14 protein-coding genes are annotated in these 19,090 nt (G+C 44.5%); 13 read left to right on the forward strand and 1 reads right to left on the reverse strand.

Annotation, left to right across the window (positions count from 1 at the left end; all coding sequences use genetic code 11):
* Window positions 1-310: 310 nt before the first annotated feature.
* From GPUN_RS07455 to GPUN_RS07480, 6 genes are all read left to right on the forward strand, one after another.
* On the forward strand, window positions 311-3,544 hold the full coding sequence (locus GPUN_RS07455) for a DEAD/DEAH box helicase (protein ID WP_006005088.1): 3,234 nt from the start codon (window positions 311-313) through the stop codon (window positions 3,542-3,544).
* A 329-nt stretch (window positions 3,545-3,873) separates the two neighbouring features.
* Window positions 3,874-4,170 (forward strand): hypothetical protein, encoded by a 297-nt coding sequence (locus GPUN_RS07460; protein ID WP_006005092.1) that lies wholly within the window; start codon window positions 3,874-3,876, stop codon window positions 4,168-4,170.
* 4 nt (window positions 4,171-4,174) lie between these two features.
* Window positions 4,175-4,789: a trimeric intracellular cation channel family protein gene (locus GPUN_RS07465; RefSeq protein WP_006005094.1), complete on the forward strand. Its 615-nt coding sequence runs from the start codon at window positions 4,175-4,177 to the stop codon at window positions 4,787-4,789.
* 225 nt (window positions 4,790-5,014) lie between these two features.
* Window positions 5,015-6,058, forward strand: coding sequence for a catalase family peroxidase (locus tag GPUN_RS07470; protein ID WP_040520603.1), 1,044 nt, complete (start codon window positions 5,015-5,017; stop codon window positions 6,056-6,058).
* A gap of 30 nt (window positions 6,059-6,088) precedes the next feature.
* Complete coding sequence (locus GPUN_RS07475; RefSeq protein ID WP_006005098.1) at window positions 6,089-6,640, forward strand: cytochrome b; 552 nt, start codon at window positions 6,089-6,091, stop codon at window positions 6,638-6,640.
* 25 nt (window positions 6,641-6,665) lie between these two features.
* On the forward strand, window positions 6,666-7,295 hold the full coding sequence (locus tag GPUN_RS07480; protein WP_006005100.1) for an SOUL family heme-binding protein: 630 nt from the start codon (window positions 6,666-6,668) through the stop codon (window positions 7,293-7,295).
* A 50-nt stretch (window positions 7,296-7,345) separates the two neighbouring features.
* On the opposite strand, the gene GPUN_RS07485 is transcribed toward GPUN_RS07480, so the two are convergent.
* Window positions 7,346-7,906 carry a CBS domain-containing protein gene (locus GPUN_RS07485; protein WP_006005102.1) on the reverse strand — a complete coding sequence of 187 codons (561 nt, stop codon included), beginning with the start codon at window positions 7,904-7,906 and terminating at the stop codon, window positions 7,346-7,348.
* Window positions 7,907-8,019: 113 nt separating this feature from the next.
* Here GPUN_RS07485 and GPUN_RS07490 point away from each other — a divergent pair, with 113 nt between their 5' ends.
* The 7 genes from GPUN_RS07490 (at window position 8,020) to GPUN_RS07520 (ending at window position 19,024) form a co-directional block, all read left to right on the forward strand.
* Complete coding sequence (locus tag GPUN_RS07490; RefSeq protein WP_006005103.1) at window positions 8,020-8,691, forward strand: nitroreductase; 672 nt, start codon at window positions 8,020-8,022, stop codon at window positions 8,689-8,691.
* A 77-nt stretch (window positions 8,692-8,768) separates the two neighbouring features.
* Complete coding sequence (locus tag GPUN_RS07495; protein ID WP_006005105.1) at window positions 8,769-11,237, forward strand: DUF305 domain-containing protein; 2,469 nt, start codon at window positions 8,769-8,771, stop codon at window positions 11,235-11,237.
* Window positions 11,238-11,331: 94 nt separating this feature from the next.
* On the forward strand, window positions 11,332-11,982 hold the full coding sequence (locus GPUN_RS07500) for a DsbA family oxidoreductase (protein ID WP_006005107.1): 651 nt from the start codon (window positions 11,332-11,334) through the stop codon (window positions 11,980-11,982).
* A 207-nt stretch (window positions 11,983-12,189) separates the two neighbouring features.
* Window positions 12,190-12,600, forward strand: coding sequence for a hypothetical protein (locus tag GPUN_RS07505; protein WP_006005109.1), 411 nt, complete (start codon window positions 12,190-12,192; stop codon window positions 12,598-12,600).
* Between the two features lie 166 nt (window positions 12,601-12,766).
* Window positions 12,767-14,245, forward strand: coding sequence for a TolC family protein (locus tag GPUN_RS07510; protein ID WP_006005111.1), 1,479 nt, complete (start codon window positions 12,767-12,769; stop codon window positions 14,243-14,245).
* A 1-nt stretch (window position 14,246) separates the two neighbouring features.
* Window positions 14,247-15,893 (forward strand): efflux RND transporter periplasmic adaptor subunit, encoded by a 1,647-nt coding sequence (locus GPUN_RS07515; protein WP_006005114.1) that lies wholly within the window; start codon window positions 14,247-14,249, stop codon window positions 15,891-15,893.
* The gene (locus tag GPUN_RS07520) at window positions 15,890-19,024 is read left to right on the forward strand and encodes an efflux RND transporter permease subunit (RefSeq protein ID WP_006005116.1); all 3,135 of its coding nucleotides are present in this window, start codon (window positions 15,890-15,892) and stop codon (window positions 19,022-19,024) included. Before GPUN_RS07515 ends, GPUN_RS07520 begins: the two co-directional genes overlap by 4 nt.
* The last annotated feature ends 66 nt before the right edge of the window (window positions 19,025-19,090 follow it).

Raw genomic sequence — 19,090 nt, forward strand, 5'->3', positions numbered from 1 at the left:
AGCCGGTAGACGAAAGCCTACAGCAGCGGTTCACAGAAGCCTTACCAGAATGCCTTGCGGTCTATGAAAAGTGGCGAGCTGATAAGGCCTAAGAACACCGCGGACATATAAATAATGTCTCTAATAAAAAATTTCACAAGGCGTGCATGCATAGCGCTTGTAAAGATATTTATTACGCGGATATGCCAAGAATGTTAAGCAATTTAGCGAATGCTTTGTCGCTATGTGGTAACGTAGACGATTACGGTAATCCACAAGTCATTTATTTTTTCATCCGTAGGCTCGTATTTTCAGGAAATTATCTCAACATATGTTCACAAAAGTTGTATTAGAATCATCATTTCACAGTAAAGAATGGCTTAAAGGGCAGCGAGTCTTCGAGCAAAATAGCGTCTTAAACGGCGTTGTTGATGGCAGTGTTTTACGAGGTTCAGTTAAAAGTGAATCGCATAAAAGCGAGATATATTTAACCCGTATTGAGTATGACAAAGTCAGCAAACAGGCAAAATCTTACTGCAACTGCTATGTTGGAAGAGGCTGCAAGCACGCCGCGGCGCTAGCGCATTATTACTTGAAAAAAATACATGCTACAACCGCTTCAAACTTTACTATTGATAAGTGGCTAAACACGTTTAGCTCCGAGCCGGCTATTGATTCTGTCAATGTCAAAAGCCTGCTCTATTTTTTACAAACCAACCCGTTTTCGCCACAAGACTATTTGCAGCTTAGTGTAAAAACAGCCGGGCAAAAACTGTCGGGTGGCTGGAGTAAAACGCTCGGCACTGAGCACTTATCGAGTCAACTGATAGACAAAAGCTTTGTGCTTGAAGAAGATGTGCGCATTATTTCCTCCATAACAAGTAACCGAGACTACCGCGACAGCGTCACCACCCATGCCTTATTAGAGCAGTTAGTCAACACAGGCCGCTGCTACTGGTCAGAAAACGCCCATTTAGACCGACCCATCGGCACCGGAGAGACAGTTCAAGCCACATGGCAATGGCACAAGTTGATGAACAATGCGCAAAAATTAGTCTTGCAACTAGATGAACCGTCGCAAGATATTATTATTGTTAAATCGCAGCCACTGAGCTATTACCATAAAGAGTTCAATGTTATTGGCATGGTACAAACTAATACCGCTAGTGAGTATGAAGCGCGCTTGCTCAACAGTCCGGTGATTGACGAAGAAAAACTCCCTTGGGTATTAAATAAACTTGAAGTGAGCTTAGGCGACACCATTGAAAAGTTGCCCAAGCCCAAGCTGAATAAGCAGCTTAGCGTTAGCAAGCCCAACGTACATTTACACCTAAGCACCCCGTTTGAAAACCAGCCAACCAGTACTAATGTCAGCGTAAATTTTGAATATGAGGGTATTTTCGTTAACCCAAATAATCGTGAGGCGATGATTAAAAACCCGCATAACGATGTCACTATTTACCGTAATTTGTTGCTTGAGGAGCGCGTTATTGAACTTCTCAAATCGCATGGCTGCAAGGCCTTGCTCAACAGGCAATACTATGAATATGAAGAACATGCGCCTGTTTTCACCATGTCTTTACAAGGAAGACAGGTGTGCTTAGCTTTTATTCACAATGAACTGCCAAAAATGCGTAAAAATAGTTGGCAAATTGAGTTTGACAAAAACTTTTACTATAAAGAACTCAGTACCGACAACGTGTTTGACGCTGAAATTATAGAGCAAGACAGCGGTGATTTCTTCTCAATAGGGCTTAACTTAGAAATAAACGGTAAAAAGATACCCGCGTTTCCCATTTTGCAAAGCGCGCTTGAGCAATTGCCTAAAACGGTGTTAACGAATTCAGCGTTTATGAATAAAATGGAAGGGTTTGATCCTGCAGAACCCCTATTTGTAGAGCTTGATGACGGCGAATTTATTGCGCTATCGTATAAAAGTATTCAGCCTTTACTGCAGCAGTTCATTGAATTATTTATGCCAGGTGCGCTACAACATGATGGGTCAATGAAGCTGTCGAAGTTTCAAGGCCACCAGACCTTGAGTTTGTTAGACGACCAAGGCATTATCACTACAGGCGAAAACAAGCTAAGAGAGCTGAGTGCAAAACTACAAAACTTTGAAGAAATTCAAGCGGTGGAGCTTCCAAGTAATCTACACGCAGAGCTAAGAGAATATCAGCACCAAGGCGTGAATTGGCTACAGTTTTTGCGCGAATATGAGCTGGCAGGGATTTTAGCGGATGACATGGGCTTGGGTAAAACCATCCAAGCACTTGCTCATTTATTGATTGAAAAAGAGCAGGGGCGCTTAACAAGACCTTGCTTAATTGTGGCTCCTACAAGTGTGTTGTACAATTGGGCGAACGAAGTGAAGAAGTTTACCCCCGACTTGTCGTATATCGTTTTACATGGCTCTAAGCGTCAGCAAGATTTTGAAGATTTACAACAGTACGATCTTGTGATCACAAGCTATGCGCTTATTTTGAAAGACATTGAGCTGCATCAGAATACCGATTATTATTACTTAATATTAGATGAAGCACACTACATTAAAAACCCTAGAACCAGTGTGTATCAGGCGGTTTTGACTATACAAGCGCAGCATAAACTGTGTTTGACCGGTACGCCGATGGAGAATCATTTAGGCGAGTTTTGGGCACAGTTTAATTTTTTACTACCAGGATTTTTATCAGGCCACAAACAGTTTACTAAATTATTTAGAACGCCCATTGAAAAACATCAAGATATCGACAGAAAAGTGATGCTAAACCAGCGCATAAAGCCTTTTTTACTGCGTCGTACTAAAGAGAAAATTGCTAAAGAACTGCCCGGTAAAACAACCATAGTGCAAATGCTCAGAATCGAAGGCAAACAGGCCGAGCTATATGAAACAGTTCGTTTAGCCATGGACACCCGCCTAAAAGAAATTATTGCCACTAAGGGTCTGCAGCGCAGTCAAATTGAAATTCTGGATGCGTTGCTGAAATTACGCCAAGTGTGCAACCACCCGCAGCTGTTGCCGATGCAAAGCGCTAAGGCCATAAAACAGTCGGCTAAGCTTGAATTCTTAATGGAAACTCTGCCTGAAATGATTGAAGAGGGCCGCAGGGTGCTGGTATTTTCACAATTTACCAGTATGTTAAGTCTTATAGAGGCAGAGCTTATAAAAGAGCGAATTAGTTTTGTTAAACTCACTGGCGAAACCAGAAATCGTCAAGAACTAGTCGATAAATTTCAACGCGGTGACACCCCAGTTTTCTTAATCAGTTTGCGCGCAGGCGGCGTTGGTCTTAACCTGACGGCGGCCGACACAGTCATTCATTTTGATCCATGGTGGAACCCCGCAGTGGAAAATCAGGCCACTGACCGTGCCTATCGTATTGGTCAAGACAAGCCTGTGTTCGTGTATAAACTAATCATTGAAAACTCTATTGAAGAGCGTATTCAGCAAATTCAGATCAACAAAGCTGAATTGGCAAATGCACTTTTATCAGAAGAAGTTAATCAGGGTAAGTTGAGTTTAACTGATGATATATTAAAGACGCTGTTAGCACCGCTGGTGTAAAAACCAGTGTGTTGATAATATAACGATGAGTAAAATGCGTATGGCCCAAAAACACTTCTCTACACTTTCTTTAGCCGTAATTGCGATGTTTGCGCTTAGCGCCTGCACAACAAATCTCGTCACTCAGCCGGCTTCCTTAACGCCCAAAACCCCATAGACGTAAAGTGTTTATGGGGAACTTCCCAATTTTATATTTGTCGTTTCAATAAGAAAGAAGAAATAGTATCAGTCTTAGTCGATGAGATGGCCCCAGATGAGAAAATAGGGTCAATGACACAGTCTGTGTAACATAATAATGTCACGCCTTAAGCACAAGGTTAGGCATCTCCTTGCTTGTTGGGGTGGTCAACGTCGCGATATTTACCCCCTTACCAAACGGCGGCTGGTCTATTCATTGGCAAGGTAAAACTCATAGCTACGTTTCAGCCACCACTATTTTAGACGGTATTCAAGGTTTCGCTAATAAAGTAGAGTATAACTCAACCCAGTGTACCCGCAGTATGACAGCTAAAAAAGTGGTAGTGGTGGTAGACGAAATCCCTTATGCAGAACTTTACATGATAGTGATTGGGTTTTGTTCAAATTTAAAGCATAATACAGCGCCATTTTTTCTCATAGGTACATAGTCAATTGCTCACCTTATTATTCATTACTAACATTGCTGCTACAATTGCGTTTGCAATTTCGGGTGCTTTAGTTGCAGCGCGCCATCGCCTCGACTGGGTAGGGTTCGTATTCATGGCCTGTATTACCGGCATTGGAGGGGGAACGCTGCGCGATACCATTCTAGACGTGCCGGTATTTTGGATAAACGATTATCACACGATAATAGTGTGCAGTGTGTCGGCCATTGTTACCTATTTCGCTACCCAGCATATTTCGAAACGTTCAAAGGCTTTGCTCTGGGCAGATGCCTTAGGTATGGCTTTGTTTACCGCATTAGGTGCACAAAAAGCAATGGCCTTGGGAATGAATATCCCAGTGTCGATTATTATGGGCGTATTTAGTGCTTGTCTTGGCGGGATCATAAGAGACGTCATTGTAAATGACGTGCCTGTCGTATTTAGACGCGAAATTTATATAACAGCATCTTTGCTAGGCGCTTCCACGTATTGTGTACTGCATACTTACACCCCCGTGGCGGAAGGTATTGCCTTAATTATGGGCGGCACTGTAGCCTTCGTGATTAGGGCCTTAGCCATTACTCGTAACTTGAGCATGCCGGCTCATGAGGGCCTACAGTAAAGGCATTATGGCGTTAATAAAAGGTGTAAGTTAGTCATATTTGTTGTGAGCAAATTGCGCGGAGTTGGCGTATACTTCAAAAATAAGCGTTATTTAAATACAGTAAATAAGATTATGAGTATAAAATCTCCTTACAAGTGTCAAAAAACGCATAAGCAGACACATTAACAATGAGGGCAGTTACGCTTGATAAAGGATTCAAATTACAAACGCTTTAAAAAGCAAATGAAAAGTAAAATAACCGTAAAGCAAGCGCGCCTTATCGTTTTCATTATCATTTTACCGGTAGCTTTTGTGCTTTTTAGCAAAATACTAGCATATGTCAATAAGGATTCTGTCACCGCGCAGCAGTTTGTTGATTTACAGCAGGGCGATTCAAACTTTCCTAGTTTTCGCCGTGCACATGCCAAAGGTATCTGCCTAGCAGGTATATTTGAATCTAACGGTGCGCTTGGTCAGTATTCTACCGCCAGTGTATTACAGGCCGGAGAATTCAACTTTATTGGCAGATTTTCAATTGCAGGTAACAGCCCCACGGCACCTGATTTAAAAGCGCCAGTTCGAGGCCTTGCGCTGTCAATTAAAGACGAAAGTTCTACCAACAGCGAATGGCGAATAGCCATGAATACTCCGCCGGTTATGGCAGTTGCTACGCCTGAGGCTTTTTATGCTCAACTGCAAGCACTGGCTCCAGATCCTGACACTAAACAGCGCGATCCTTCTAAAATTGAAGCTTTCTTTGCTAATCATCCTGAAAGCAAGACGTTTCTAGAGTGGAAAGACGGCTATACCCCAGCTTCAAGCTTGGCGGGTGAAACCTACCACAGTATTAATGCGTTTTATTTGCTAGACGAGGCGCATAACGAGCAAGCGGTTCGTTGGCAAGCAGTTCCTTCTCTTGAAAGCTCGATTATTCCTCAGCTTAACCAAGAAAACCCTGATGCTCTTCAAGACCAGCTTGCACAGATGCTTGAAGTGGCACCGATAAAATTTGATTTGGTTTTTACTCTGGCCTTGCCAGAAGATGACGAAACCAATCCAACGGTGTTATGGCCCAGCACGCGCGAGACTATCACCGCAGGCACCATTAGTATTCAACAATATACTGCACAAACAGTCGGTGAGTGTGCCAACATTAACTTTGATCCCCTAGTGTTGCCAAAAGGTGTAGAGGCTACAGCCGACCCAATATTAAGAGCCAGGGGCTCTGTCTATGCTGAATCTTTCAGACGCAGAGCGCTGGAAGCTCTGCTAGGAGAGAATGAATAATGTTGACGATGATGACAAAAGGGTGTGCCCATGAATAAGCGCAAAGCAATTAAATATTATCCAGCGCGCAGCAGGCTTCTGCACTGGTCTATGGCAATATTAATAATATCAATGTTATTAGTAGGTTTGTCTATGGTTGAAAGTTTAGCCGTTTGGCAGCCGGTCGCGCTTGACCTGCATAGGTCTTTTGGATTTTTACTGTTAGTAATGGTGATTGTCAGGCTGATTAATAAATATTTAACGCCGCGTCCAAGGCTACCTAAGAAACTTCCTGCTTATCAAGTGCTGGCTGCAAAAATAACCCATACGGCTCTTTACGCGGCGATGCTGCTAATGCCTCTGTCGGGCTGGCTAATGCAAAGTGCCGACGGTCGCACCATTACAGTATTCAACACCTTTAATTTACCGCATCTTATTGATGCAAATATTAAAGCCTATGCTTTTTTCCGAGAGTTTCATGGCTACATGGCATGGCTGCTAATTATTATGATTGTTATGCATGTGCTGGCTGCCCTCTATCACGGACTGATTAGACAAGATCGTGTTCTCACATCTATGCTGTATAGTAAAAAGCCGAAATAAGCTAAAAATAAGCTAAGGAAGTATCGTGAAAGCATTATTAACCGTATTTACATCAATTTTGGTCGCGGGATGTTCAGTAATTGGCGAGAATAACCTAGAAACTGCGCCTTATACCGTTGTTAAGTCGACATCAGGCGATCACAAAATAGAAGTACGCCAGTACGCTCCTATGATATTGGTGTCTACCAACATGTCTGGTGAAGTTGGTAAAAGCGCATTTAGAAGGTTATTTAAATATATCACTGGTGCAAATGAAGGCGCAAGCAAAATTGCCATGACTGCACCAGTAATCATGGACCAAGAGAATACTGGTAAGGGCGCTGAAATCGCCATGACCGCACCTGTATTTATGGACGAAAATTCAAGCACGCCGGTTATGTCATTTGTTATGCCAAAAGACTTTACCTTAGCAAATACGCCCAAGCCTACTAACCCAGAAGTAAGAGTGAGTGAAGTAACAGAGTATAAAGTAGCCGCTATAAGGTTTAGCTGGACTTTGAGCGACAGCAATGTGCAAAAGCATACCGAAATATTAGAAAAATGGATAACTGAAAATGGCTATGTTGCTAGCGATAGCCCCGTAAAAGCAGGTTACAATAGTCCTTTTACATTGCCCATGTTTCGCCGCAATGAAGTGTTGATTCCTATCCGCTAAGTCTTTAACAACTATAGGTTTTGCTGAAACTTTTGCGCTAAAACTTATATTTAGCCTTCTATTTCATTAAACAACTGCATAAAAGAAGGCTGACTATTAATTTTTAGCGGCATACCTAACTTACGCGCAATTTCGGTTGACGATATGAGTCCACGTATTTCGTGAGTATTGTGGTCAATCACTAAACAGTGCTGCTGACCATTGTGCTGCAAGGTACGAATTACATCACCCACGCTAGCTTGACTAAGCTGCTGATAATCAAAAGACTTTAGTTTGGATTTAGGTGTCATGAAATCAGTTACTAGTAACTCTTCGCGGCTGTTGCCATGAGCAACTTTTTTAAGTATGTGCTGCTCACTTAGATCGTTGTGGCTTACTATACCAATAAACTTTCGGTCTTTGTCTAACACTAATTTCATGCGCACCTGCGCTTTTTTCATTAGTTCCTCAAGCAGTACTGCTTTCACCGAACTGTCGATTATTAAAGGCCGATACATGGTGAAATCTGTGAATACCGTTAAGGCTGAAGTAGATGAAGATAATACTTGTTTGTCGTCTGGCCATACAAGGTGATCCAAGCTTTCGGTTTCGTACAGTTCAAGATTTTTCATATTTTACTACCTAACAATTTTAACTGAGAGCACTATAGTTTATTGCATCAAATTGTCATAGTGTTTACTCTAAGTCTCTTAATAAAAAAATTAAAAGACGTAGGGTAAATAATATGAATTTTGCAGAATTTGCGGCGTCTCGAAAAAGCGTTCGGGGGTTTTCCAATAAGCCGGTATCTAAAGAGCTTGTTGAGCGCATCATTAACGCAGCTAAATGGGCACCTTCCTCTTACAATACACAGACCTGGCGTATTCACGCAGTTACCGGTGACGTGCTTGATAAAATTCGAGACGGCAACACTAGAAATAACATAGCGGGCAAGCCTCACGTGCGTGATTTTCCTTATAAAGAAGACTATCAAGGCATCCATCGCAAACGTCAAATAGACGTCGCCATACAGCTGTTTGAAGTAATGGGTATCGCAAAAGAAGATAAAAAAAAGCGCATGGAGTGGATGATGCGCGGTTTTCGACAGTTTGACGCGCCGGTGTCTTTAGTGCTCACCTATGATAAAACACTTGAGCCTGCTGGTATAACGCAGTTCGGCTTAGGCTCACTGGCCTATGGTATTGTGCTTGCGGCCTGGGATTTAGGCTTAGGCTGTGTTATCAATGGTCAAGGCATTATGCAGTCAGATGTGGTGCACAAGCACGCGCAAATACCCGATGATGAAGCCATAATGATTTGTATAGCACTGGGTTACCCCGATGAAAACTTTAAAGCTAACGATGTGCGCTCGGTGCGCGCCAGTAATGAAGAATTTGTGACTTATCATGGATTTTAACACTAGTCCTTTACACCTTAGCTAAATCCAATTAACCTTTATATATCAGGATAATAAAGACCGACAGGATTACCATTATGAAATCATCTACTTTTCGTCGCTGCCAGAAATTAAGCTTAGCTTCTTTATTCAGTGTTGCCAGTGTTGCCAGTATTGCTTCCTTAACGGCCGTTGCGCATGCCCAAAGTGTTCCCATTGTTCAGCCTGGCGCCCCAGGGCAGGCGTCACAAACGCTAAGTCCTCAACAGGCTATTGATATTGCGAACGTGAGCTTCACTCGCAACGATGTAATGTTTATGCAAAACATGATCCCGCATCACTCACAAGCGGTTGAGATGGCGGTGCTAGTAGAAGACCGCACTAACAATGAAGCCATTATTGATATTGCCGGTCGTATTCGTAAATCTCAAGCCGACGAAATTGCTTTTATGAGTCAGTGGCTTGAAGCACGTGAGCAAAAAGTGCATATAGACCATTCAATGCACATGGACCACAGCATGATGGGCATGGCAACGGCTGCTCAAATACAGTCGTTGAGCGCAGCAAAGGGCAGTGAATTTGATCGCATCTTTTTAAGCTTAATGATCCCCCATCATGAAGGGGCCGTGCGCATGGTAGATGATCTTTTAGCCCAAAGCGGCTCGGCCTACGACCCTGTCCTGTACGATTTTGTCAACGATATTGTGAGTGACCAAAACGCTGAAATTACGCGTATGGATGGATTATTGGCAGGTTTGTCGAGCGATCCGCGAGTAGGCCTCAGCGCTGGTCTGCGAGATGCAGGAGAAGCATCGTTAAACCTAAGCTTAGTGTCGACACAGCCTCGTCCCAGTGGCTTTTTTGACCCAGAGAATGAGGCTAATTTACCGCCAATAAGACCGGCAGATGAAGATACCGATGAGCTTATTGATGATGCATCTGACCAAGACGCAAAGCGCAGCGGTGACGAAGGTGATATTAAAACGCAGTGGGGCGAACGCGGGCCATTGTTGAGCTTTTGGAACACCGACATGGCGTTTTCTAAAGATATATTAGTGGCTGGAAACTATCACGGTTTTAACATATATAAACTCGACAACGAAGGCTTGCCAAGCCTAACAAGCTCTATCGTTTGTCCCGGCGGTCAAGGGGACATTTCAATTGTGGATGATTTGCTTATTATGTCGGTAGAACAAACGCGTGGACGCATCGACTGCGGCCTCCAAGGTATAAGTGAAGACGTGTCGGATGAGCGTTTTAGAGGTTTACGCATTTTTGATATTTCAGACCTAAGCGCCCCTAAGCAAGTGGGCCTAGTGCAAACCTGCCGCGGTTCACACACTCATTCTGTGGTATCGGCCGATGACAAGCGCATTGTGGTCTATAATTCTGGCACCGCTGGCGTGCGCGATGGTGATGAGCTTGAAGGCTGCGTTGGCGAGGTACCAGGAGACGAGCGCACGGCGCTGTTCCGTATCGACGTGATTGAAATTCCGCTGCGTAACCCTAGCGAAGCTCGTATTACCTCAAGCCCCGCGGTATTTGCCGATGACGAAGGACGAGTGGCTGGACTATGGCCCGGCGGCGATCACGGTGATGGTACCCAAAAAACCCGCAGAACAGACGAATGCCATGATATTACTGTGTTTCCAGAGCTAAAATTAGCGGCTGGTGCATGTTCAGGCAATGGCATATTGTTAGACATTTCTAATCCTATGAAGCCCAAACGGATTGACGATGTAGCCGATCCGGGGTTTGCCTATTGGCATTCAGCGACTTTTAACAATGATGGCACTAAGGTACTGTTCACCGATGAGTGGGGCGGCGGCACGCAGGCTCGCTGCAGAGCGTCTGACCCAATGACTTGGGGTGCAAATGCGTTCTATTCTATTGACGACGGTAAGCTCAACTTTGAAAGTTACTTTAAAATTGACGCGCCGCAAAGTGAACAAGAAAACTGCGTAGCCCATAACGGTTCAATGGTGCCGGTGCCTGGACGCGATATTTTTGTGCAAGCGTGGTATCAAGGCGGTATTTCGGTAATTGACTTTACTGATACCCGCGAGCCGCAAGAAATAGCATTTTTTGACCGTGGGCCTATTCATGATGAGCGTTTAATAGTGGGTGGCTACTGGTCTACTTACTGGTACAACGGTAAAATTTACGGCACTGAAATTATTCGCGGCCTTGACGTATTAGCACTTGAACCAAGTGAGTTCTTGACTGAAAACGAGCTAGCGGCAGCGCTTCTTGCAGATATGGGCGATAGATTCAATCCGCAGCAGCAGTTTAGGGTGACGTGGCCTGCTGAGCCTGTGATTGCATTAGCTTATTTAGATCAATTTGCCCGCGACGGCGGACTAGAAACACAAGCACATGAGGAAGTGACGAATATGATGACTGGCGCGCAAAAGATGCTTGACGAGGGCGAAACTAGCCGCAAGTTTTCTCGCGCTCTTAGTAAGTTAGCGAAGTCATTAAAACCTAATGGTGATAACACAAATGCTCAAAACCGCGTGGATGCGCTTAGCGACACTATGCAGGCAATTGCTAAACGTCTGCGCTGAGCCAGAAGGTGAGCTTTGAATTCGCTAAGGGTGATGCTGTAGTCGGCTGACTAGCTAGTGTATAGATTTTGAGAATTGGTTAAAGGTGGAGCATATGAAACAGCTACAAATTGATATTGTGTCAGATGTATCTTGCCCTTGGTGCATCATAGGGTATCAAAGTTTGCAGCAGGCACTGGCAAACTTGAGCAAAGATCTTAGTGCGAATATCACTTGGCATCCTTTTGAACTTAACCCAAGTATGCCGCCCCAGGGACAAGAGATTAGTGAGCACCTTGGCCAAAAATACGGCATAAATCGGGCGCAAATTGAAGAAAATAGAGAGGCTATTAAGCAGCGTGGTGTAAGCGTCGGCTACGAATTTGGCAATCGTGGCGGCGGCAGAATTTACAATACTTTTGATGCACATCGTCTACTGCACTGGGCAAAGCAAGAAAACAAGCAAACAGCGCTCAAACTTGCCCTGTTTGATTTGTACTTTCAAGAATCGGGCGATCCCAGCGACCATCAGCAACTTTTAAAGGTCGCTACTAACGTTGGCCTAGATACCCAAACCGCCAAGCACATTCTTAGCACCGACACATACGCTGCAGACGTACGTAAAGAGCAGCAGCATTTCCAAGGCTTAGGGATTTCATCGGTACCTGCAGTTATTGTGAATAACAAGCATTTGATTAGTGGCGGTCAGCCTACCGATGTCTTTGAAAATGCGCTGCGTAAGATTAGTCAAGAGCAAACTGCGTGAATTACCCGTTGACTTCATTTCGCCCTGCTCACTGGCTTTCTCGATATTTTGGATAAAACTTGCAGTTCATTGCTAATTCGCTATAATTTATATGGTAGTTTAGTTGATTAAAATTTGGTGAAGTCCAGCATGGTTGCCAGCCACGCTCACAATAACTTGTAGTCACTAAGGTTTTGCATCGAGCCATAATACACTTATAGGGTATTTTTGTTTAAAGCAGTGTTTCACGCCATTATCGTATTATGCATACTGACAGCGCAGGTTGGCAGTACCTTTGCAGTGCCTGAACAAAACCCATGTGAACAAATGGGCAGCGAACATATGGCGCAAATGGAAATGGCGCAAAAGAACATGACGCTAAATGATGGTGCGCCCTTTAACAAGCTCGTGCATGGCAGCGATATGGTGCCCGCTGCAGGTGACAATGCAACAAACGGCATGCTTGGCGACTGCTGTGAGCATGAATGCGGCTGTTCAGCTGGTCTATTAACCATTGCAATGGCCATTAATCAATCATCTTTACATTATCACACTCAACGCTCATCTCGCATTATTAGCACTGGTCTAAACAACATCAATCTTGTTTTGCCGCATCCACAGCGCCCACCCAAAACCTAAATCTCTTAAGCAGTCTAGTACTGCCTTTAATTTATAAAGTAAATACAAAAACGCACAACACACTACTATTTTGTGCTCTGTATTTATCCTTTATTGCATTTTGCTAGCCCTTGTCGCTAATCACCTTTATTTATCTGCGCTAGCACAAAATAAGAGATTTTTCATCATGAGTATTTCAATCAAACGTAGGCTAAGTTTGCCTCAATCGCATGCTTATTACGCTTTGTCTACAGCAACAAGCAGCGCATTTTTGATAAGAGCCTTTTCACTTAATCTTATGTTAATTGCGAGTAAGCGGCACTATTTTATAAATGCGAAAATAGCCACGATGTTTGCGTTGAGCTTGGCTTTTACAATCACTAACGCCTGGGCTGATCAACAAGCAAGTATTTCGCCGCATAAATTTTTCTTACTAAATGATGCAATAGCCTTAGCGCACGAGCGTGACCCATGGTTAACCAGCAGCAAATTTAAAGAGCGCGCAATAATGGCGCAAAGTGAAGCTTCACTGGCTTTGCCAGATCCGGTGGTCTCATTGTCTATTGCGAATGTGCCTACCAACGGTTTTCGTCTTAATCAAGAACCCATGACTCAGCTTAAAGCGGGGGTGAGCCAAATGTTACCGCGAGGCAATTCAAGGCAAATTCAAAGCCAGTATCAACAGGAGCTTGCATTAGAACAGCCATTTTTAAGAGCGCAAAGAATAGCTGAGTCTTCGGTGCAAGTAAGCGCACTGTGGTTGGAAGTGTATAAAGCGCAGGCCAAAATTACTCTCATTGAAGAAAATCAAATATTGCTAAGTCAACTAGGGGATATAGCCAAGAAAAACTATGCTTGGGGTATCGGTAGCACACGCCAGCAAGACGTAGTTAATGCGAGTCTTGAAGTTAACAAGATTGAAGACAGACTAATTCAAGCCAGGGCGCAAAAAACGGCGTCAATACAGCGGCTCAACGAATGGCTGCAAATTGATGCGACTCAATTTTCGTCATTCACCCTGCCTAATACACTGGCGCCGCTAGAGCCTATTCCTGCTGTTACTCAATTTGCGTTAAACAGCAATAACCGGCAAACACTCGCCAACATGCTAAATCAGCACCCTGTTATTCAAGCGATAGAGCAGCGCGTAAGCGCCAGTGCGAGCGCAATTGCCTTAGCCAAACAAAAGTATTACCCACAGTGGGGCTTAAATGCAAGCTACGCTTATAGAGATGACGATCAGCTTGGCGCAAGCCGCGCCGATTTTTTGTCCATAGGTATCAGCTTCGATGTGCCTTTGTACACCAGCCAAAAGCAAGACAATGAAGTGTCAGCGAGGGTGTATGCCTCAGAATCGATAAAAACAGATAAACGTTTAGCGCTGCGCCAGCTAATGTCGCAGCTAACGGCTAGCTACACTTTATATCAGCACTTACAAGCGCGAATGGACCTGTATGAAACACAAATACTGCCGCAAACTTTAGAGAAAGTGCAAATAGTGGTAAGCGCATTTACCAACAATGACGGTGATTTTGATGACGTGCTAAACGCGCAAATCACTCAGCTTAACGCAAAGCTTAGTTTACTTGATATACAAGTAGAACTGCACAAGACGCATAGCCAACTTAGCTATTACATGACTTCTACCTCCCAAAAAGGTTTATAAAATGAATATCAAGAACATATTTGTTAGCGCCTCATTAGGCTTAAGCGTTGGCATTTTAGCCACTATTGCCTATTTTAATCTTGTTCACACCCAAAACGGTGAGCTTGATAGTAACAAAAACGACATCGCACAGCCGCTATATTGGGTGGCGCCCATGGATGCTAATTTTCGCCGCGACAAGCCGGGCAAGTCACCCATGGGCATGTATTTAGTACCAGTATATGCCAATGATCAGCAAGGCGACTCTCCCGGCACCATTAGTATTCACCCAAATGTGATAAACAATTTGGGCGTACGTACTGGCATCGCGCAAAAAAGAGCGATAAACGAGCCTATTTCGGCCTTAGGCATTGTTGAATATAGTCAAGACACGCTGGTGAACATTCACCCGCGCGTTGAAGGCTGGATTGAGTCACTGTATGTAAAGGCCCAAGGCGAGTATGTGGAAAAAGGTGAGCCTTTATATGCCCTGTATTCTCCTGAACTCGTGAATGCCCAAGAAGAATATTTGTTAGCCTTAAATCGCGCAAATAAAAGCTTAGGTGACGCTGCAAAATCGCGTCTTAGTGCTCTGCAAATGCCTGAAAAAGCTATTGCTGAGCTTGCCAAAAACCGCAAAATACAGCAGAACGTGGTGTTTTATGCGCCTCAATCGGGCTTTATCGATAACTTAAATATTCGAGAAGGTTTTTTTGTGACGCCTAGCAACACCCTTATGTCGATTGGAGCGCTAAGCGAGGTATGGATAAATACGCAAATAATGGCAAGGCAGTCAGGCAGTGTAAAGCTAGATATGCCGGTTAGCATAAGCCTAGAGTATTTACCTAATGAGGTGTTTAGCGGTAAAATTGACTACATCTACCCTACCTTAGATGCAGGTAATCGTACTTTACGCGCGAGAGTGCGAGTGGCGAATCCTGACTACCTGCTCAAACCCAATATGTATGCAAAAGTGAACATTGATACCAGCGATGTTGAAAACAAGCATGAATTACTTGTGGTGCCGCTTGAGTCGGTTATACGCACGGGTAAGCAAAATCGCGTTGTGTTGGCCCTAGGAGATGGCAAGTTTAAGTCTGTTGAAGTCACGTTGGGCAGCGTTTTTTCTGAGTATATTGAAATTACGCAAGGCCTTGAAGCCTTAGATGAAGTGGTGGTGTCAGCGCAATTTTTACTTGATTCAGAAAGCAGTGTAAGTTCTGATTTTATGCGCATTAGCGTTGATACTGGCGACCAAGGTCAGCAAAAGACAGGCGATATGACTGAACGCAAAGGAATCAAAATGGACATGGACATGGACATGTCGGGAGGCGATTGGACGCACGCTACCATAGTAAAAGTCATGTTAGATGAACGAAAGCTCACCTTAAATCATGGCGAATTAAGAAAGTGGGGCATGCCCGGCATGACCATGGACTTTATGGTGGCCAGCCACATCGACATGTTGACGTTACGTGAAAACATGCAGATACATATTCAAGTTGTTAAAACAGACATACCTATGTACACCGTGAATACCGTGCATATCATGACAAACGACGACGCTGATGCTAAACCAACACCGAACCCGTCAGCGGGTTCCCATTTACCAAAGCCCGTTGATGAAAATATGTCAGCAACATCTGATCACAAAGGTCACGCACAATGATTAACGCAATTATTAGATGGTCTGTGCACAACCGTTTTTTTGTGCTGCTCACCACGCTTATGATAATAGGCGCTGGTATTTATACGCTTAAAAATACGCCTGTAGACGCCATTCCCGATTTGTCTGACGTGCAGGTAATCATTAAAACAAGCTATCCAGGCCAAGCGCCTCAAGTCGTTGAAGATCAAGTTACTTTTCCCTTAACCAGCGCGATGCTGTCGGTGCCCGGTGCAAAAACCGTGAGGGGATTTTCGTTCTTCGGTGACTCCTACGTGTATGTTATTTTTGATGATTCAACCGACCTATACTGGGCCAGAAGCCGCGTGTTAGAATACTTGTCGCAGGTTGCACCAAGCTTGCCAGACAATGTAAGGCCGCAGCTAGGCCCCGACGCAACAGGCGTTGGCTGGGTCTACCTATATGCGCTTGTGGACAAAACTGGCCAGCACGATATTAGCGAACTTCGCGCTATTCAAGACTGGTTCTTAAAATTTGAGCTGCAAATGGTGCCGGGTGTATCTGAAGTGGCGGCTATTGGCGGCATGGTTAAGCAGTATCAGGTGCAGCTAGATCCGCTTAAGCTGCGCGCGTTTAACATTCCAATTAGTGCGGTGCAAATGGCCATTAAGCGCGGCAATCAGGAAGTAGGGGCTTCAAGTGTAGAAATGGCAGAAGCTGAATATATGCTGCGCACCACGGGCTATATTCAAAGTATTCAAGATATTGAGACAATCCCATTGGGCGTGAATAATCAAGGCACGCCTTTGTTAATACGCGACATTGCGAGCGTAACCTTAGGCCCGCAGATGCGCCGTGGTATAGGCGAGCTAAACGGAGAAGGTGAGGCCGTAGGCGGGATTGTGGTAATGCGCGCGGGTGAAAACGCGCAGCAAACCATTGCCGGCGTAAAAGCTAAGCTAGAAGTCTTAAAACAAGGACTCCCCGATGGCGTTGAAGTTATCACGGTGTATGACCGCTCGACTTTAATAAAAAGCGCCCTTGATAATTTACGCTATAAACTGGTGGCCGAATTTATTATTGTAGCACTGGTGTGCATGGCGTTTTTGTTTCATATACGCTCGTCCTTAGTGGCTATTGTAAGCTTGCCAATAGGCATGTTAATCGCCTTTATTATTATGTATGCACAGGGCATAAACGCCAATATTATGTCTTTAGGCGGCATTGCTATTGCTATTGGGGCAATGGTAGACGGCGCTATTGTGATGACCGAAAACATGCACAAGCATATGGAGCGTACACCACTTACGAAGGAAAATCGCTGGCAGATAGTGATTAATTCGGCCACAGAAGTGGGGCCTGCGCTGTTTTTCAGTTTGCTGATTATTACCGTTAGCTTCATGCCGGTATTCACCCTTGAAGCGCAAGAGGGCCGGATGTTTTCGCCTCTTGCCTACACGAAAACCTACGCCATGGCGGCAGCGGCGGTACTTGCCATTACCTTAGTGCCGGTGCTAATGGGTTATTTTATTCGCGGGAAAGTGCGCAGCGAGCAAAAAAATCCATTAAACAAAGCCATTACTAGCGTCTATAAACCCCTGCTAAAATGCGTTCTGGTTTACCCAAAGTCGGCAATAGTCGCGGCTTTGTTCATACTGGTTATTGGTTTTTTGCCCGTGAATAAAATAGGCAGTGAATTTATGCCGCCGCTAGATGAAGGCGATCTTATGTATATGCCGACCACCTATGCGGGTATTTCAATAGGCAAAGCAAGAGAACTACTGCAGCAAACTAACAAGCTGATTAAAACCATTCCTGAGGTAGAAACAGTGTTTGGCAAAGTAGGCCGCGCTGAAACTGCGACTGATCCTGCGCCCCTAACCATGATTGAAACCTTTATTCAGTTAAAGCCGAAAGCTCAATGGCGAGAAGGTCTAGATACCGAGTCTTTAATTAAAGAGCTCGATCAGCTTGTGGACTTTCCGGGCTTGACAAACGCATGGGTAATGCCCATAAAAACCCGAATAGACATGCTTGCTACGGGGATTAAAACGCCCGTTGGCATAAAAATCGGTGGCCCTGATTTGGCTCAAATACAGCAAATTGGCCAGCAGCTTGAAAGTATTTTGAGTAAAGTTGAAGGTACCGCGTCTGTTTATTCAGAGCGTGTTGCAAACGGTCGCTATATCAAAATCGACATTAAACGCGAAGCCGCTGCCCGATACGGCCTCAATATTGCCGACATTCAAGAAACCATAGCCGGCGCTGTGGGCGGCGTGAACGTGTCACAAAGTATAGAGGGGCGTAAGCGATTCCCCATTAATGTGCGTTATTTGCAGGACTATCGTTCATCGCCTGAGGCTCTACTATTGCTAACTATTATTACACCTCAAGGTGCACATATAGCCCTAGGCGATGTTGCTAATATTAGTATTGAAGATGGGCCGCCGGGTATCAAAAGTGAAAATGCGCGGCCAAATGGTTGGGTGTATATCGATATTGAAAATATTGATATTGGCCACTACGTTAGAAACGCGATGCAAGTTGTTGCCGACAATTTGGTGTTACCGCCAGGCTACTCTATTGCGTGGGCAGGACAATACGAATACATGCAGCGCGCTAAAGATAAGCTGATGTATGTCGTTCCACTCACGCTCGCAATCATTGTTATTTTGCTCTATTTAAATTTTCGCAACATGGTGGAGGTGGGCATTATTATGGGTACCTTGCCTTTTGCAATGATAGGTGGCATATGGCTACTGTATTTACAGGGTTTTAACTTTTCGGTCGCAGTAGGCGTTGGTTTTATCGCGCTGGCGGGAGTGGCGGTTGAGATTGGGGTGATTATGCTCGTTTATTTAGATCAGGCTTATAAACGGATGCTACAAGAGCATACCAGTAGCGCAAGTACTAGTGCAAAGCCCATTAGCCTTGCCACGCTGCAACAGGCGGTATTAGAAGGCGCGGTTATGCGTGTGCGCCCGGTTATGATGACGTCGGCGTCTATCATATTAGGCTTGTTACCCGTGCTGTACGGCACCGGCACGGGCAGTGAAATAATGAGCCGCATTGCGGCGCCTATGGTGGGCGGCATGATCAGCGCACTTGTGCTTACGCTGCTTATTTTACCGGCAATTTATTTGCTATGGAAAAAACGCAGCCTTAACTCCTAGGGCATTCCCCCGCAGGTGGGAATCTCCAATATTACACGGCAAATTTGCACTTACCTGCAGCCCAAG

The sequence above is a fragment of the Glaciecola punicea ACAM 611 genome, from assembly GCF_000252165.1.
Taxonomy (GTDB): Bacteria; Pseudomonadota; Gammaproteobacteria; order Enterobacterales; family Alteromonadaceae; genus Glaciecola; species Glaciecola punicea.

Bases quoted from the DNA above. Each gene is read 5' to 3' on its own strand.
- GPUN_RS07455 (WP_006005088.1), top strand. From the start codon at position 311: ATGTTCACAAAAGTTGTATTAGAATCATCATTTCACAGTAAAGAATGG.
- GPUN_RS07470 (WP_040520603.1), top strand. From the start codon at position 5,015: ATGAAAAGTAAAATAACCGTAAAGCAAGCGCGCCTTATCGTTTTCATT.
- GPUN_RS07475 (WP_006005098.1), top strand. From the start codon at position 6,089: ATGAATAAGCGCAAAGCAATTAAATATTATCCAGCGCGCAGCAGGCTT.
- GPUN_RS07485 (WP_006005102.1), bottom strand. From the start codon at position 7,906: ATGAAAAATCTTGAACTGTACGAAACCGAAAGCTTGGATCACCTTGTA.
- GPUN_RS07490 (WP_006005103.1), top strand. From the start codon at position 8,020: ATGAATTTTGCAGAATTTGCGGCGTCTCGAAAAAGCGTTCGGGGGTTT.
- GPUN_RS07495 (WP_006005105.1), top strand. From the start codon at position 8,769: ATGAAATCATCTACTTTTCGTCGCTGCCAGAAATTAAGCTTAGCTTCT.
- GPUN_RS07500 (WP_006005107.1), top strand. From the start codon at position 11,332: ATGAAACAGCTACAAATTGATATTGTGTCAGATGTATCTTGCCCTTGG.
- GPUN_RS07510 (WP_006005111.1), top strand. From the start codon at position 12,767: ATGAGTATTTCAATCAAACGTAGGCTAAGTTTGCCTCAATCGCATGCT.
- GPUN_RS07515 (WP_006005114.1), top strand. From the start codon at position 14,247: ATGAATATCAAGAACATATTTGTTAGCGCCTCATTAGGCTTAAGCGTT.
- GPUN_RS07520 (WP_006005116.1), top strand. From the start codon at position 15,890: ATGATTAACGCAATTATTAGATGGTCTGTGCACAACCGTTTTTTTGTG.